Genomic DNA, 15,424 nt, shown 5'->3' with positions numbered 1-15,424 from the left:
TGGGTGATGCTTATAAAGGTGCGCTGCCGATGCTCACGCCCAGCGTGTGACTGGCACCCGGTGCCAATGTCACCACATCATCCATCACATTCGCCGTTTCGATGCACAGCATCCGCTGCCAGCCATCGTCAGCCATGTCACTGAACGCCGCAGCGCGATCAATCCACGGATTCCAGATCACCGCCGAGCGTGAACCGCTGCTGGTCAGCTCGATGCGCCGTTCCCAGGCCGGATCGACAATGCTCAGCTTCGTCGGGGTATTGAGATAGATACGATCGGTCTCGCCGACAAAACGCAGATCGCCGGTCTGAGTGACGGTTTTCCAGTCGTCCAGGGTTTCGATGTAACTCAAGCCATCCAGCCCTTCGACATGCACTTGGCGTACATCGCTGACCGCGAAATAGCTGTGCAGCGCCTGGCTGATGGTGACTTTGTCAGCGCCCTGGTTATGGCTGGTCAGGCTGATGTGCAGTTGCTCATCCAGACGAATGCTCAGCTTCAAATCCACCTGATGCGGCCAGCCCGGTAAACCGCCCTCAGGGTAGGGCAGAACAAACTCCACCTTGAGGCTTTCGCCCTCGGTTTCAATGCCGCCCAGTTCCCAGTCCATCGCCCTTACCAGCCCGTGGGCGGTCGGCGCTTCGTTACTGACGCGCATCGCCTGAACGCTCTGCGGGTTGCGCGGCAGATTGCCGAACCACGGCCAGCACACCGGAACCCCGGCGCGGATGCTCTTGCCAGTCTTGAACACGGCCTCGTCGTTGAGCCAGATCAGCGGCGGTTGCCCGGCCACTTGATAACTGAGGATGTGCGCGCCTTGCTGGGCGACCAGCAATTCGGCCTGACCGTGGCGAATGCGCCAGCAGTTCAGTTCATCCAGTTTCACGGCTTCAACGTTGGGCGTGCTCATGGGGCAACTCTCGATCAGGAACAATGACTGCAATGGACCGCAGAAAGGTCGCAGTGTTTAACGAGCTCTAGGCGGAACCGAACGGGTGCGACCGCTGCCGTCGATGGCGACGAACACAAACACGGCTTCCGTCACTTTACGCCATTCGCTGGACAGCGGATCGTCACTCCAGACTTCGACCATCATCTGAATCGAGCTGCGGCCGATTTCCAGCGCCTGGGTATAGAAGGAGAGCTGAGCACCCACCGCTACCGGAACCAGAAACGCCATGCGGTCGATCGCAACCGTGGCCACGCGACCACCCGCGACTTTGCTGGCCATTGCGGTGCCGGCCAAATCCATCTGCGACACCAGCCAACCGCCGAAAATATCGCCAAAGCCGTTGGTTTCGCGAGGAAGCGCGGTAATTTGCAGGGCAAGGTCGCCTTGCGGGATTGGATCTTCTTGTTCGAGCTCTATCATGCCGGGGGTGCCTCTGACCCGTGACTCTCATTGGTACTTCAGGTGAATAGCCGTCTCAAGGAAAAACGATTCAGCCCCGAACATACTACGTTCGTCACGTTTTTCGTAAGGCGCCTAAAGGGAAACTCTGCGAAATCGGCTGACGGCTGCCAACGACGTTTTCGCACAGCAACCCCTTACAAGCAGGTGCAGGATTGCGAGTATATCGGTCGGTAGACTCCGAGACGACCGTCCGGTTCTCATTTCGACCGTCAAATACGCACCTCTATGTGCTTTTTCGAACAATTTGTTATCGTGCCGGACCTGCCCAAGCCTCGGCCAGCGTTGTTGAGGTTGCAGATCCGACTATAAGAGAAGCCTTGCCATGACCACAGCGCCCTCGAGCATCGCGCAGTCCACTCAATCCGCACGTCCGCTGACCCGCAGCGATTACAAGACTTTGTCGCTGTCTGCCCTGGGCGGTGCGCTGGAGTTTTACGATTTCATCATCTTCGTGTTCTTCGCCACGGTGGTCGGCAAGCTGTTCTTCCCGGCCGACATGCCCGAGTGGCTGCGCTTGATGCAGACCTTCGGGATCTTTGCCGCCGGCTACCTGGCGCGGCCACTGGGCGGCATTGTTATGGCGCACTTCGGCGACCTGTTGGGACGCAAGAAGATGTTCACTCTTAGCATTTTCATGATGGCGGTGCCGACCCTGATCATGGGCCTGTTGCCGACTTACGCGCAGATCGGCATGTGGGCGCCGATCCTGCTGCTGCTGATGCGGGTGATTCAGGGCGCGGCAATTGGCGGTGAAGTGCCGGGCGCGTGGGTATTCGTTTCCGAACACGTGCCGCAGCGTCATATCGGTTATGCCTGCGGCACCCTGACCAGCGGGCTGACGGCTGGCATCCTGCTGGGCTCGCTGGTCGCCACCGCGATCAACAGCATTTATACCCCGGTCGAAGTCTCGGATTACGCCTGGCGGATTCCGTTCCTGCTGGGTGGCGTGTTCGGCCTGTTCTCGGTTTACCTGCGCCGCTGGTTGCACGAAACCCCTGTATTCGCCGAGCTGCAACTGCGCAAGGCCCTGGCAGAAGAAGTGCCGCTGCGCGCCGTGTTGCGTGACCATCGCGGGGCGATCCTGATTTCCATGCTGCTGACCTGGCTGCTGTCTGCCGGCATCATCGTGATCATTCTGATGACCCCGACCGTGCTGCAGACCGTCTACCACTTCTCGCCAACCACCGCATTGCAGGCCAACAGCCTGGCGATCGTGTTTCTGAGCCTGGGCTGCGTCGCCTCCGGTGCACTGGCTGACCGCTTCGGCGCGGGTCGTGTCTTCGTGTTCGGCAGTGCCGCGTTGCTGATCAGTTCGTGGACCTTCTACCACAGCCTGTTCAACCACCCGGACTGGCTGTTCCCGATGTACGCCTTGACCGGCTTGCTGGTCGGCACTATCGGTGCAGTGCCGTATGTGATGGTCAAAGCCTTCCCGGCGGTGGTGCGCTTCAGCGGGCTGTCGTTCTCCTACAACCTGGCCTACGCCATCTTCGGCGGCCTGACCCCGATGGTTGTCACCCTGCTGCTGAAGGAAAGCCCGATGGGGCCTGCCTATTACGTAGCGATCATTTGCGGTGTCGGGATTCTGGTGGGCGCGTACCTCTGGAAGAAGGGTCGCTAAGCCGAGCCTTTCATCGACTGTACTGGCCCTTTCGCGAGCAGGCTCGCTCCCACAGGTTGAACGCGGACCACTGTGGGAGCGAGCCTGCTCGCGAAGGGGGCAACGCAAATCACCCGGCAAACAATCGAATGCTGGCCTTTCATCTAATTGTCATATTTCAGCCATAGAGTGTTCACACGGCCTGCTGATACTTGGCCCCGACTTAACACACCTATCTGCTAGGAGTAAGGCATGAAACTGAAGCGTTTGATGGCGGCAATGACTTTTGTCGCTGCTGGCGTTGCGACTGCCAACGCGGTTGCCGCTGTTGACCCTGCTATCCCGAGCTACACCAAGACCACTGGTGTGTCGGGCAACCTGTCCAGCGTCGGCTCCGATACCCTGGCTAACCTCATGACCCTGTGGGCTGAGAACTACAAAAAAGAATACCCGAACGTAAATATCCAGATTCAGGCCGCCGGTTCTTCTACCGCGCCACCTGCGCTGACTGAAGGCACCGCTAACCTGGGCCCGATGAGCCGCAAGATGAAGGATAACGAGCTGCAAGCCTTCGAAACCAAATACGGCTACAAGCCAACTGCTATCCCGGTTGCCGTGGATGCCCTGGCTGTGTTCGTGCACAAGGACAACCCGATCCAGCACCTGACCATGGAACAGGTCGACGCGATCTTCTCCTCGACTCGTCTGTGCGGCGCCAAAGCTGACGTGAAAACCTGGGGTGACCTGGGTGTGACCGGCGACCTGGCCAACAAGCCAGTGCAACTGTTCGGTCGTAACTCGGTATCCGGCACTTATGGCTACTTCAAAGAAGAAGCCCTGTGCAAAGGCGACTACAAGCCAAACGTCAACGAACAACCAGGCTCGGCTTCGGTCGTGCAATCGATCAGCTCCTCGCTGAACGGCGTTGGTTACTCGGGCATTGGCTACAAAACCGCTAGCGTGAAAACGGTAGCTCTGGCCAAGAAAGGCAGCACCGAGTTCGTCGAAGACACCGAAGAAAACGCCCTGAACGGCAAGTACCCGCTGTCGCGCTTCCTCTACGTTTACGTCAACAAAGCCCCGAACAAGCCTCTGGCCCCGCTGGAAGCCGAGTTCGTGAAGCTGATCCTGTCCAAACAGGGTCAAGAAGTTGTGGTGAAAGACGGCTACATCCCACTGCCGGCCAAGGTTGCTGCAAAAGCACTGGCTGACCTGGGTCTGCAAGAAGGCGGCAACGTCGCAAAAAAGTAAAACCTTGAGTCCGGGGTAAACCTGGACTCTGTAGGAGCTGTCGAGGGAACCGAGGCTGCGATCTTTTGATCAGGCTTCTAACCGCAAGATCAAAAGATCGCAGCCTCGTTTCCCTCGACAGCTCCTACAACCCCCAAATTTTCGGTCCGCTGCCAGTTCCCACAGGCGGCGGATTTGTTGCGTCACTGCATTGTCATCTTTCTGTCATACAGGTTCGCTAGGGTGTGCGCATGAATGATCTGGCCAATTCCACCATGACTACTAATCCTCCCAAGCGAATTGATTTCAATACGCCTGAGCTGCAACGCAAGCGCCGCATCCGCGCGCTCAAAGATCGCCTGACCCGCTGGTACGTCCTCGTGGGCGGCCTTGCCGTTCTTGGCGCGATCACGCTGATCTTTTTCTTCCTCGCTTACATTGTCGCGCCCCTGTTTCAGGGGGCCGACCTGACCTCCAAGGACGCCATCACGCCGGCCTGGATGCAAGACGCCGGCAAGCCGTTGATGATCTCCCTGGAAGAACAGAACCAGGTCGCCATGCGGGTTTCCGACAAGGGCCAGGCGCTGTTCTTCGATATCGACAGTGGCGCCGAACTCAAACGCGTCGATCTGAAGGTTCCGGCCGGCGTCAGCGTGACTTCTATCGGTGAAGACCAGCCAGGTCATCCACTGGTAGCGGTGGGCCTGTCCAACGGTCAGGCACTGGTGTTCCGTCATACCTATAAAGTCAGCTACCCAGACGGCAAGAAGACCATTACGCCAGCCGTCGAGTATCCGTACGGTGAAACGCCGATCGCACTGAACGAGACGGGCGGCGCGCTAGAGCACGTCAGCCTTAACGCGACCGATTCGACCCTGATGCTGGTCGGCTCCACCGGTTCACAACTCAATGTTTTGTCGCTGACCAGCGAAGAAAACATGATGACCGGCGAAATCACCAACGAGCAGAAGCGCATCGATCTGCCGCAGATGACTGAGCCGGTGAAAAACATCTTCGTCGACCCACGTCAGCAGTGGCTGTACGTGATTAACGGTCGGGCCCAGGCCGATGTGTTCAGCCTGCGCGACAAGAGCCTCAATGGTCGCTACAAGCTGCTCGAAAACGGCGATGCCGAGATTACCGCCAGCACCCAGCTGGTGGGCGGCATCTCGCTGATCCTCGGTGACTCCAAAGGTGGTCTGGCCCAGTGGTTCATGGCGCGCGACCCGGACGGCGAGCTGCGTCTGAAGCAGATTCGTACCTTCCAGATGGGCACCGCGCCGATTGTTGAAATCACCGCCGAAGAACGTCGCAAAGGCTTCGTTGCCCTCGACGCGTCCGGCAAGCTCGGCGTCTTCCACAGTACCGCTCACCGCACGTTGCTGGTCGATCAGGTGGTGGAAGGCCAAGGCATTTTCGGTCTGTCGCCGCGTGCCAACCGCATCATCGTCGAGGCCAACGGTAAGGTGCAGCCACTGTTGCTGGAGAACCCGCACCCGGAAGTATCGTGGAGCGCGTTGTGGAGCAAGGTCTGGTACGAGAACTACGACGAGCCTAAATACGTCTGGCAATCGACCGCGGCCAACACCGACTTCGAACCGAAAATGAGCCTGTCTCCGCTGACCTTCGGTACCTTGAAGGCCGCGTTCTACGCCATGCTGTTGGCCGCGCCGCTGGCCGTCGCTGCGGCGATCTACACCGCATACTTCATGGCCCCAAGCTTGCGCCGCAAGGTCAAACCGGTGATCGAGTTGATGGAAGCGATGCCGACGGTGATCCTCGGCTTCTTCGCCGGCTTGTTCCTGGCACCGTATGTTGAAGGGCATTTGCCGGGCATCTTCAGTCTGCTGATGCTCCTGCCCATCGGCATTCTGGTGGCTGGTTTCGTCTTCAGTCGCCTGCCTGAATCGATCCGCCTGAAAGTGCCGGACGGTTGGGAAAGCGCGATCCTGATCCCTGTGATTCTGTTTGTAGGCTGGCTCTCGCTGTACATGAGCCCGTACATGGAAACCTGGTTCTTCGGCGGCGACATGCGCATGTGGATCTCCCACGACCTGGGCATCACCTACGACCAGCGCAATGCACTGGTGGTCGGTCTGGCCATGGGCTTCGCGGTGATCCCGAACATCTACTCCATCGCCGAAGACGCCGTGTTCAGCGTGCCACGTGGCTTGACCCTCGGCTCCCTGGCGCTCGGTGCCACGCCGTGGCAGACCATGACTCGCGTGGTGATCCTCACCGCCAGCCCGGGCATTTTCTCGGCGCTGATGATCGGCATGGGCCGTGCGGTCGGCGAAACCATGATCGTACTGATGGCCACCGGTAACACGCCGGTCATGGAAATGAACCTGTTCGAAGGTCTGCGCACACTGGCCGCCAACGTCGCGGTGGAAATGCCCGAATCGGAAGTCGGCGGCAGCCACTACCGCGTGCTGTTCCTCTCGGCGCTGGTGCTGCTGATGTTCACCTTCGTCATGAACACCCTCGCGGAACTGATTCGTCAGCGTCTGCGCAAGAAATACTCGTCGCTTTAAGAAAGGTAGAAGTCTGTGAAACAGAACTCCCTGAAAGGATGGTTCAAGAGCGGCGCCCCCGGCGTCTGGATCAGCGGTGGCGCGGTGTCCATCGCGGTCATCATGACCATTGGCTTGTTGGCAGTGATTGCCGTGCGCGGTCTGGGCCATTTCTGGCCGGCGGACCTGGTGCACGCCAGTTACGACGTGCCGGGCCAGGCCAATCACCTCGTCATCGGCGAAGTGGTGCAGAAAGAAGAAGTGCCGCGCGAGCGCCTGAAAAGCGCTGGCCTGCCGGTGCCCGACCAGGGCCCGGAGTTCATGACCCGCGAGCTGATCAAAGTCGGCAACCGTGACCTGAACGGCAACGACTTCACCTGGATCGTCGGCGAGTGGCTGACTAACCAGAAGACGCCGCCAGAGCTGATGGCCATCGAGCGTCGTGAGTGGGGCAACTTCTACGGCTACCTGGTCAACGTCAAACAGGACGGCAAGGTCATCGCTGAAGGCGAAGCGGCGTGGCCTGAGTTGCAAGCGCGTGTGGAACGCGTCAACAAGCTCGCCGCGCAGCTCAAGATCCTTGAAAAGGTCGACATCGGCGCGATCAACGCAGGGCTGGAGCGTGTGCGTCTGCACGGTCGCAAACTGGAGTTGGCAGGCAAGCTCGACGCTGCTGCACAAGCGGACATGGAATCCGAGCGCGCTGAGCTCAATGCGCGCTATCAGGACATCGAAGCCCGTCTGAATGACCTGCACGCCCAATTCAACCGCGACAGCCTGACGGCCCGCGATGCGAACGGCAAAGAAATCGAAATCAGCATCGGTAAAGTGGTACACGCCTACCAGCCGAACGCGATGGGCACCGTTACCAAGGTCGGCTTCTACTTCAGCAAGATCTGGGAATTCCTGTCGGACGACCCGCGTGAAGCGAACACCGAGGGCGGGATCTTCCCGGCGATTTTCGGCACCGTGATGATGACGCTGATCATGGCGATGATCGTTACTCCGTTCGGCGTGCTGGCGGCGGTGTACCTGCGTGAATACGCCAAGCAGAACACCCTGACCCGGATCATCCGTATCGCGGTGAACAATCTCGCGGGTGTTCCGGCAATCGTTTACGGCGTGTTCGGTTTGGGCTTCTTCGTTTACGTGTTAGGTGGCTCGGTTGACCGCCTGTTCTTCCCGGAAGCGCTGCCGGCACCGACCTTCGGTACGCCGGGTTTGCTCTGGGCTTCGCTGACCCTGGCGCTGCTGGCGGTGCCGGTGGTGATCGTGGCGACCGAAGAAGGTCTTGCACGGATTCCTCGCACCGTACGTGAAGGCTCGTTGGCCCTCGGCGCGACCAAGGCTGAGACCTTGTGGAAGATCGTCATCCCGATGGCCAGCCCGGCGATGATGACCGGCATGATCCTCGCGGTGGCCCGTGCCGCCGGTGAAGTAGCGCCGCTGATGCTGGTGGGTGTAGTGAAACTGGCGCCGTCGCTGCCGGTGGATGGCAACTATCCATACCTGCACCTGGACCAGAAGATCATGCACCTTGGCTTCCACATTTATGACGTCGGCTTCCAGAGCCCGAACGTCGAAGCGGCACGCCCACTGGTGTACGCCACGGCGCTGTTGCTGGTGCTGGTGATCGCGACGTTGAACCTGTCGGCCGTTTATATCCGTAACCACCTGCGCGAAAAATACAAAGCGCTGGATAGCTGATTTCATGCAGCACTGATTTCTATGTGGGAGCGAGCTTGCTCGCGATGGCATCACCGCGGTTTCAGAGTTAAACCGCATTGCCTGAATCGCGAGCAGGCTCGCTCCCACAAAAACCGAACCGAATTTGTTAGCACAGGGAGCCTCCCATGCAGCACGAAGCACATACCCACGGCATCAACATGTCGGCGCTGGGTCGCGATAAACAGAGCTTGAGCCTCGAGCAGGAAACCGTCGCGATCGAAGTACCAGGCCTGAACCTGTTCTACGGCGACAAACAAGCGCTGTACGACGTCAGCCTGAACATCCCGAAACAGCGCGTGACCGCCTTCATCGGCCCGTCCGGCTGCGGCAAGTCCACACTGCTGCGTACGTTCAACCGCATGAACGACCTGGTGGATGGCTGTCGTGTCGAAGGCGCGATCAACCTCTACGGCAACAACATCTACCGCAAGGGCGAAGACGTGGCCGAGTTGCGTCGTCGCGTTGGCATGGTGTTCCAGAAGCCGAACCCGTTTCCGAAAACCATCTACGAGAACGTGGTCTACGGCCTGCGCATCCAGGGCATCAACAAGAAGCGCATCCTCGACGAAGCCGTCGAGTGGGCGTTGAAAGGCGCGGCACTGTGGGACGAAGTCAAAGACCGTCTGCACGAATCGGCACTCGGCCTGTCCGGTGGTCAGCAACAACGTCTGGTGATCGCTCGCACCATCGCCGTGGAGCCGGAGGTGCTGCTGCTCGACGAACCGTGCTCGGCACTCGACCCGATCTCCACGCTGAAAGTCGAAGAGCTGATCTACGAACTGAAATCGAAGTTCACCATCGTCATCGTGACCCACAACATGCAACAGGCCGCGCGGGTTTCTGACTACACGGCGTTCATGTACATGGGCAAACTGGTGGAATTCGGCGACACCGACACCCTGTTCACCAATCCGGCGAAGAAGCAGACCGAAGACTACATCACTGGTCGCTACGGCTAGGAAGCTGTTGTTGCTCACTGAACTGACGCTGCGGTCCACCGCACCTTACCGGACGCTCCAAGGACGCCAACATGATTAGTAAAGAAGGCCTTACCCATCACATCTCCGCGCAGTTCAACGCTGAGCTCGAGGAAGTGCGCAGCCACCTCCTGGCCATGGGCGGCCTGGTCGAGAAGCAGGTCAACGACGCGGTGACCGCGCTGATCGAGGCTGACTCTGGCCTGGCCCAGCAGGTTCGCGAGATCGACGACCAGATCAACCAGATGGAACGCAACATCGACGAAGAATGCCTGCGCATTCTGGCTCGCCGTCAGCCGGCAGCGTCGGACTTGCGTTTGATCATCAGCATCTCCAAGTCGGTAATCGACCTGGAGCGCATCGGTGACGAAGCGACCAAGATTGCCCGTCGTGCCATCCAGTTGTGCGAAGAAGGCGAAGCCCCGCGGGGTTACGTCGAGGTTCGCCACATTGGCGACCAGGTGCGCAACATGGTTCGCGATGCACTGGACGCTTTTGCCCGCTTCGACGCCGACCTGGCGTTGTCGGTGGCCCAGTACGACAAGATCATCGACCGCGAATACAAAACCGCGCTGCGCGAACTCGCCACCTACATGATGGAAGACCCGCGCTCTATCTCGCGGGTCTTGAGCATTATCTGGGTGCTGCGTTCGCTGGAACGGATCGGCGACCACGCGCGCAATATCGCGGAGCTGGTGATTTACCTGGTGCGTGGCACCGACGTGCGGCACTTGGGCCTCAAGCGCATGAAAGAAGAAGTTGAAGGTACAAGTGGCGAAACCGCTAATGTTCCGGGCAAAGCTGACGATAAGTAAGATTGCCTGAGAAAAGCGCCCGGCCTTTTGGCCGGGCGTTTTTGTTTGTGGTTTATGAATTTGAAAGCAGCACCCGCGAACGAAAAGTCCCGGCGTGACTGAAGGTTTTTGGCAATGTGCCATCAGCAAAGCGGTATGCTTGCCGGGATTTTTTAAAGGGGTGATGGATGAGTAAGGTCAGTGTGTTGGTCGTGGACGACGCGTCGTTCATTCGTGACCTGGTGAAGAAGTGCTTGCGCAACTACTTCCCGGGTATCCGGATCGAAGATGCGGTCAACGGCAAGAAGGCTCAGGCCTTGCTGGCGCGGGAAGCGTTCGACCTGGTCCTGTGCGACTGGGAAATGCCGGAAATGTCCGGCCTGGAATTGCTGACCTGGTGCCGCGAGCAGGACAACCTCAAGACCATGCCGTTTGTGATGGTGACCAGCCGAGGCGATAAAGAGAACGTCGTTCAGGCGATCCAGGCCGGGGTTTCGGGTTACGTCAGCAAGCCGTTCACCAACGAGCAACTGCTGACCAAGGTCAAGCAGGCCCTGAACAAGGTGGGCAAGCTCGACACCTTGATGAACAGTGCTCCGACCAAAATGAACTCGGCGTTCGGCAACGACTCCCTGAGCGCATTGACCGGCGGCAAGGCTGCCGTGGTCGCACCCGCCGCGGCGCCGGTCAACCCGTTCGCCAAACCTGTCGCCGCCGCGCCGGCCCCGGCGGCTGCTCCGTCTCGCGGTCTGCTCAACAGCCCGCCGATCAAGCCTCCAGCGTCCTCCGCAGCGCCAACGGGCGGTCGTGGCCAGGGCCAATTGCGCCTGCCGAACGGCATTCAGCAATGTGTGATCAAGGCCTTGAGTCTCAAGGAAGCCTTGCTGGTGGTGAAACGCACCGACACCCTGCCGCAAGTGCTCGACAGCGCCGTGCTCGACCTGGAGCAGGGCGATAACGCCGAAACCGCCCGTCTGAACGGCTACCTGCACGCCATCGTCGCCCACGAGCCGAAGCCCGACAGCGACTGGCTGCAACTGACCTTCCGCTTCGTCGACCAGGATGCGCAGAAGCTCGATTACATCTCGCGGTTGATAGCACGGGGTACGGCGCAGAAGCATTTCATACCCGGCGCTTAAGTTCGGTATCGTCTGTTAGGCCGCGAGCAGGTCGTATCGTCGCACCGTCGCTCCCACATTTGAAATGCATTCCAATGTGGGAGCGAGCCTGCTCGCGAAGGGGCCATCAAATTCACCGCACATCCGCTGAACGGCCCATTTTGAAACATCTGCCGACTACCCGGGTCCATTGCAGCTGCTAGGCTCCTACCCAGGCCTTACTCGACAGAATTTTGCCCATGCTCGCGCGCCTGCTGTTTTTCTGCGGTCTGTTCATGGCATCCGCCTCGGCGATGGCCATGACGATCTACAAGTCCACCGACACCAATGGCGTGGTCTCCTACAGCGACCGCCCCACGACAGGCTCCAAGGTGTTCGTTTTTCGTGATCGCATGGTCGAGAATCTTGAGCGCCAGGTGTACGTCGTCATCACGAAGAAGAAGGGCGTAGACAGCGTTTACGTGCGCAATGACCTGTATGCGCCGGTAGAAATCGAGTTGAGCTTCGGCGGGCTGAAAAACGTCAGTGGTGCGCCGAGCCGACCGATCCGCCGGGTGATGCCGGCACGCAGCAGTATTCGTCTGGCGCTGCTCACAGCCACGCGGCCCGAAAGACCGCTCGCGTACACCCCAAAATTTGAATACTCCCTGGGCGACCCCTCAGGGGCCGCCATGGCCTATCGATACCCGTTGCCCTGGCGCGGTGGACCGTTTCGGCTGAGTCAGGGCGCCAACGGTCAATACAGCCACTTCGGTCCAAAGAACCGCTACGCCATGGACATCGCCATGCCCGAAGGCACGCCGATCATCGCGGCGCGTGGCGGTGTGGTGGTGAAAACCGAGAATACCCAGACCGGGCGCGGCACCGATCCGTCGGGCAATTTCGTGCGGGTGCTGCACAATGACGGGACCATGGGCGTGTACCTGCACCTTAAGCAAGGTTCGGTGAGCGTTCGAGAGGGGCAACGAGTGTCGGTGGGGAGTCCGCTGGCCTTGTCGGGCAATACCGGCAACAGCAGCGGGCCGCACCTGCATTTCGTGGTGCAGCGCAATACCGGGTTGGGGCTGGTGTCGATCCCGTACCAGTTCAATCAACCGGTGGGCAGCCTGCCGAACTTTGCGCTCGGTAAACAGTGAGGTGTTGCCTGTTCTGACGCCTTCGCGAGCAAGCCCGCTCCCACAAGGTCTGTGCAAAACCTGTGGGAGCGAGCCTGCTCGCGAAGGGATCGACGCAGTTCTGGATCTGCCTGTTAATCCAGCATCAACACCTTGGCCAGAATAATCTTCGGCCCTTTCATCTTCTTGATGATGATCCGCAAGCCTTCGACTTCCAGCACCTCTTCCTCTTCCGGCACCCGTTTCAGGGTTTCGTAGACCAGCCCGGCGAGGGTTTCGGCTTCGATGTGGTCCAGGTCGATGCCCAGCAGGCGTTCGACCTTGAACAGCGGCGTATCACCACGCACCAGCAGCTTGCCCGGCTGGTACGCGAGGATCCCGCGCTCAGCCTTGCGGTGTTCGTCCTGAATGTCGCCGACCAGTACCTCCAACACGTCTTCCATGGTCAGGTAGCCGATGATGTTGCCGTCGGCTTCTTCGACCAGGGCGAAGTGCGAGCCGCCCTTGCGGAACTGCTCCAGCAATTGCGACAGCGGCATATGGCGCGAAACGCGCTCCAGCGGCCGGGTCAGTTCGGCGAGGTTGAACGACTCGGGAATGTGGTCCAGGGCTGCCAGTTCCAGCAGCAGATCCTTGATGTGCAGCAGGCCGACAAACTCCTGGGTATCGCTGTCGTATACCGGATAACGGCTGAACTTGTGGCGACGGAACATCGCCAGGATTTCCTTCAGCGGCGCATTGAACTCCAGGGTCACCAGGTCTTCCCGGGAGTTGGCCCAGTCGACCACTTCCAGTTCGCCCATTTCCACCGCCGAGGCCAAAACGCGCATGCCTTGGTCGCTCGGGTCCTGGCCACGGCTGGAGTGCAGGATCAGTTTCAGTTCTTCACGGCTGTAATGGTGCTCGTGATGAGGGCCGGGTTCACCTTGGCCGGCGATCCGCAGGATCGTGTTGGCGCTGGCGTTGAGCAGGTAAATGGCCGGGTACATGGCCCAGTAGAACAGGTACAGCGGCACGGCGGTCCAGAGCGATAGCAACTCGGGTTTGCGGATGGCCCAGGATTTCGGGGCCAGTTCGCCGACCACGATGTGCAGGTACGAAATGATAAAGAACGCCGTGAAGAACGACACGCCTTTGATCACTTCGGCGGACTCTACGCCGACAGCGCTCAGTACCGGCTCGAGAATATGGGCGAACGCCGGCTCACCGACCCAGCCAAGGCCCAGGGAGGCGAGGGTGATACCCAGCTGGCACGCTGACAGGTAAGCATCGAGCTGACTGTGAACGGTGCGCAGGATGTGTCCGCGCCAGCCGTTTTTTTCAGCGATGGCTTCGACCCGGGTCGAGCGCAATTTGACCATGGCAAATTCCGCCGCAACGAAAAAGCCGTTGAGCAAAACCAGGATCAGAGCAAAAAGAATCATGCCGAAATCGGCGAAGAGTGTCGCGAGGGTCAAGCCAGGGGAAGGGTCCATGATGGAGTTTTGCGGGTTCCGTATATTCGAAAGGAAAGAAAAAAGTGCGCCTGAAGGGCAGGCACAAGTCAGCCAATGTAGCGGCTGACCAAGTGATTGACCAGTGGCGCGTGCCGGCCGGTATCAGTCGGTGGCGCTGATGACCCGGGATTTTGTGACCTGGGCCGGCGCAAAATGGCAGGTAAAGGTGCTGCCATGGCCCGGCATACTGCTGATTTCCATCCGCGCGCGGTGGCGCAGCAGCACGTGTTTGACGATTGCCAGGCCGAGCCCCGTACCGCCGGTGTTGGAATTGCGGCTGGAGTCGACGCGATAGAAGCGTTCGGTCAGGCGCGGCAAGTGCTTGCTGTCGATGCCGATGCCGGAGTCCTGCACACTCAAGTGTGCGCCTTGCTCATCACCCCACCAGCGAATGCGGATATTGCCCTCGGCCGGGGTGTATTTCACCGCGTTGAACACCAGATTGGAAAACGCGCTGCGCAACTCGGCTTCGCTGCCCTTGAGCAGAATCGTCGGGTCGGCTTCCAGGGTGATCTTCTGATTGCGCTGAGCAGACAACTGCTGAGCGTCGCTCTTGATCGATTGCAGTAAGCCGTCGATGGCCACCGGCTGGTTGTCCGACGGGTAATCGGTGGCTTCCAGTTTGGCTAACAGCAGCAAGTCGTTGAGCAGCGTTTGCATGCGTCCGCCTTGCTGCTGCATCTGTTGCAGGGCACGGGACCAGCGCGGGTTCACGTCCTCGACGTTGTCGAGCAGGGTTTCCAGGTAGCCGCAGATCACCGTCAACGGCGTACGCAGTTCATGGGAGACGTTGGCGATGAAGTCTTTGCGCATCTGTTCCAGTTGATGGATGCGCGTCACGTCGCGCACCAGCATCAAGTGTTCGTTGTTGCCGTAGCGGGTGATGTACAGCTGAATGCGCAGACGATCATTGATCGGTGACGGAATTTCCAGCGGCTCGGCGTAGCTGTCCTGTTCGAAGTATTCCTTGAAGCGTGGATGGCGTACGAGATTGGTCACCGGTTGGCCGCTGTCTTGCGGGGTTTTGAGGCCGAGCAGAGTTTCGGCGGCGCGGTTCCACCATTCGAGGTTGCCGTCGCTGTCGAGCATGATCACTGCGTCTTTCAGCGCGGCAGTCGACTCCTGGACCCGGTCGATTACTGCTTGCAGGCGCCCACGCACACGTTGGTCGCGACGTTGCAGGTGGTAGATGCTGTCGAACACTTCGCCCCACAGACCATAGCCATCGGGCGGTGCTTCCTCGGGTTTGTGCAGGCGCAGCCATTCGTGCAGTCGCAGCAATTGCTTGAGGGTCCAGGCCAGGTAAAGGCCCAGGCCCGCGGCGAGGCTCCAGCCGTAGTAGCCGGTAATCAGGCCGATCACCAGGCAACCGGTCACCAGCAAAAGCATGTGGCGGATCAGGGTGCCATGCCAGTTTTGGTTCACTTGAGCGCGCGTCC

Annotated in this window: 12 protein-coding genes; 8 read left to right on the top strand and 4 right to left on the bottom strand. The window is 59.6% G+C overall.

Features of this window, described 5'->3' with window-relative positions; all coding sequences use genetic code 11:
• Positions 1–10: 10 nt before the first annotated feature.
• Both QFX16_RS28870 and QFX16_RS28865 read right to left on the bottom strand, forming a co-directional pair.
• Positions 11–910, bottom strand: coding sequence for a D-hexose-6-phosphate mutarotase (locus QFX16_RS28870; protein ID WP_283182243.1), 900 nt, complete (start codon positions 908–910; stop codon positions 11–13).
• Between the two features lie 57 nt (positions 911–967).
• Positions 968–1,372, bottom strand: coding sequence for an acyl-CoA thioesterase (locus tag QFX16_RS28865; protein ID WP_003177184.1), 405 nt, complete (start codon positions 1,370–1,372; stop codon positions 968–970).
• Positions 1,373–1,736: 364 nt separating this feature from the next.
• On the opposite strand from QFX16_RS28865, the gene QFX16_RS28860 reads away from it, so the two are divergent.
• The 8 genes from QFX16_RS28860 (at position 1,737) to QFX16_RS28825 (ending at position 12,510) form a co-directional block, all read left to right on the top strand.
• Positions 1,737–3,035, top strand: coding sequence for an MFS transporter (locus QFX16_RS28860; RefSeq protein ID WP_283182242.1), 1,299 nt, complete (start codon positions 1,737–1,739; stop codon positions 3,033–3,035).
• A gap of 231 nt (positions 3,036–3,266) precedes the next feature.
• Positions 3,267–4,265 (top strand): phosphate ABC transporter substrate-binding protein PstS, encoded by a 999-nt coding sequence (locus tag QFX16_RS28855; RefSeq protein ID WP_283182241.1) that lies wholly within the window; start codon positions 3,267–3,269, stop codon positions 4,263–4,265.
• Between the two features lie 230 nt (positions 4,266–4,495).
• Positions 4,496–6,778: an ABC transporter permease subunit gene (locus QFX16_RS28850; RefSeq protein WP_283182240.1), complete on the top strand. Its 2,283-nt coding sequence runs from the start codon at positions 4,496–4,498 to the stop codon at positions 6,776–6,778.
• 15 nt (positions 6,779–6,793) lie between these two features.
• Entirely contained in the window at positions 6,794–8,464 is a 1,671-nt protein-coding gene (gene pstA / locus QFX16_RS28845) for a phosphate ABC transporter permease PstA (RefSeq protein ID WP_283182239.1), read from the top strand.
• A gap of 146 nt (positions 8,465–8,610) precedes the next feature.
• On the top strand, positions 8,611–9,444 hold the full coding sequence (gene pstB, locus QFX16_RS28840) for a phosphate ABC transporter ATP-binding protein PstB (RefSeq protein WP_283182238.1): 834 nt from the start codon (positions 8,611–8,613) through the stop codon (positions 9,442–9,444).
• Positions 9,445–9,515: 71 nt separating this feature from the next.
• Entirely contained in the window at positions 9,516–10,277 is a 762-nt protein-coding gene (gene phoU / locus QFX16_RS28835; protein ID WP_283182237.1) for a phosphate signaling complex protein PhoU, read from the top strand.
• A gap of 167 nt (positions 10,278–10,444) precedes the next feature.
• Entirely contained in the window at positions 10,445–11,395 is a 951-nt protein-coding gene (locus tag QFX16_RS28830; RefSeq protein WP_283182236.1) for a response regulator, read from the top strand.
• Positions 11,396–11,613: 218 nt separating this feature from the next.
• Positions 11,614–12,510 (top strand): peptidoglycan DD-metalloendopeptidase family protein, encoded by an 897-nt coding sequence (locus QFX16_RS28825; RefSeq protein ID WP_283182235.1) that lies wholly within the window; start codon positions 11,614–11,616, stop codon positions 12,508–12,510.
• Positions 12,511–12,623: 113 nt separating this feature from the next.
• Here the strand turns inward: QFX16_RS28825 and QFX16_RS28820 are convergent, their stop codons facing one another.
• Both QFX16_RS28820 and phoR read right to left on the bottom strand, forming a co-directional pair.
• On the bottom strand, positions 12,624–13,964 hold the full coding sequence (locus QFX16_RS28820; protein ID WP_283182234.1) for a hemolysin family protein: 1,341 nt from the start codon (positions 13,962–13,964) through the stop codon (positions 12,624–12,626).
• A 123-nt stretch (positions 13,965–14,087) separates the two neighbouring features.
• Positions 14,088–15,374, bottom strand: a complete 1,287-nt coding sequence (gene phoR / locus QFX16_RS28815; RefSeq protein ID WP_283184655.1) for a phosphate regulon sensor histidine kinase PhoR — start codon at positions 15,372–15,374, stop codon at positions 14,088–14,090.
• Positions 15,375–15,424: the final 50 nt, after the last annotated feature.

The sequence above is a fragment of the Pseudomonas svalbardensis genome (assembly GCF_030053115.1).
In the GTDB taxonomy this organism is placed as follows: domain Bacteria; phylum Pseudomonadota; class Gammaproteobacteria; order Pseudomonadales; family Pseudomonadaceae; genus Aquipseudomonas; species Aquipseudomonas svalbardensis.
Note: the sequence above shows the minus strand (reverse complement) of the source record. Positions and strands in the feature narration are given on the sequence as shown.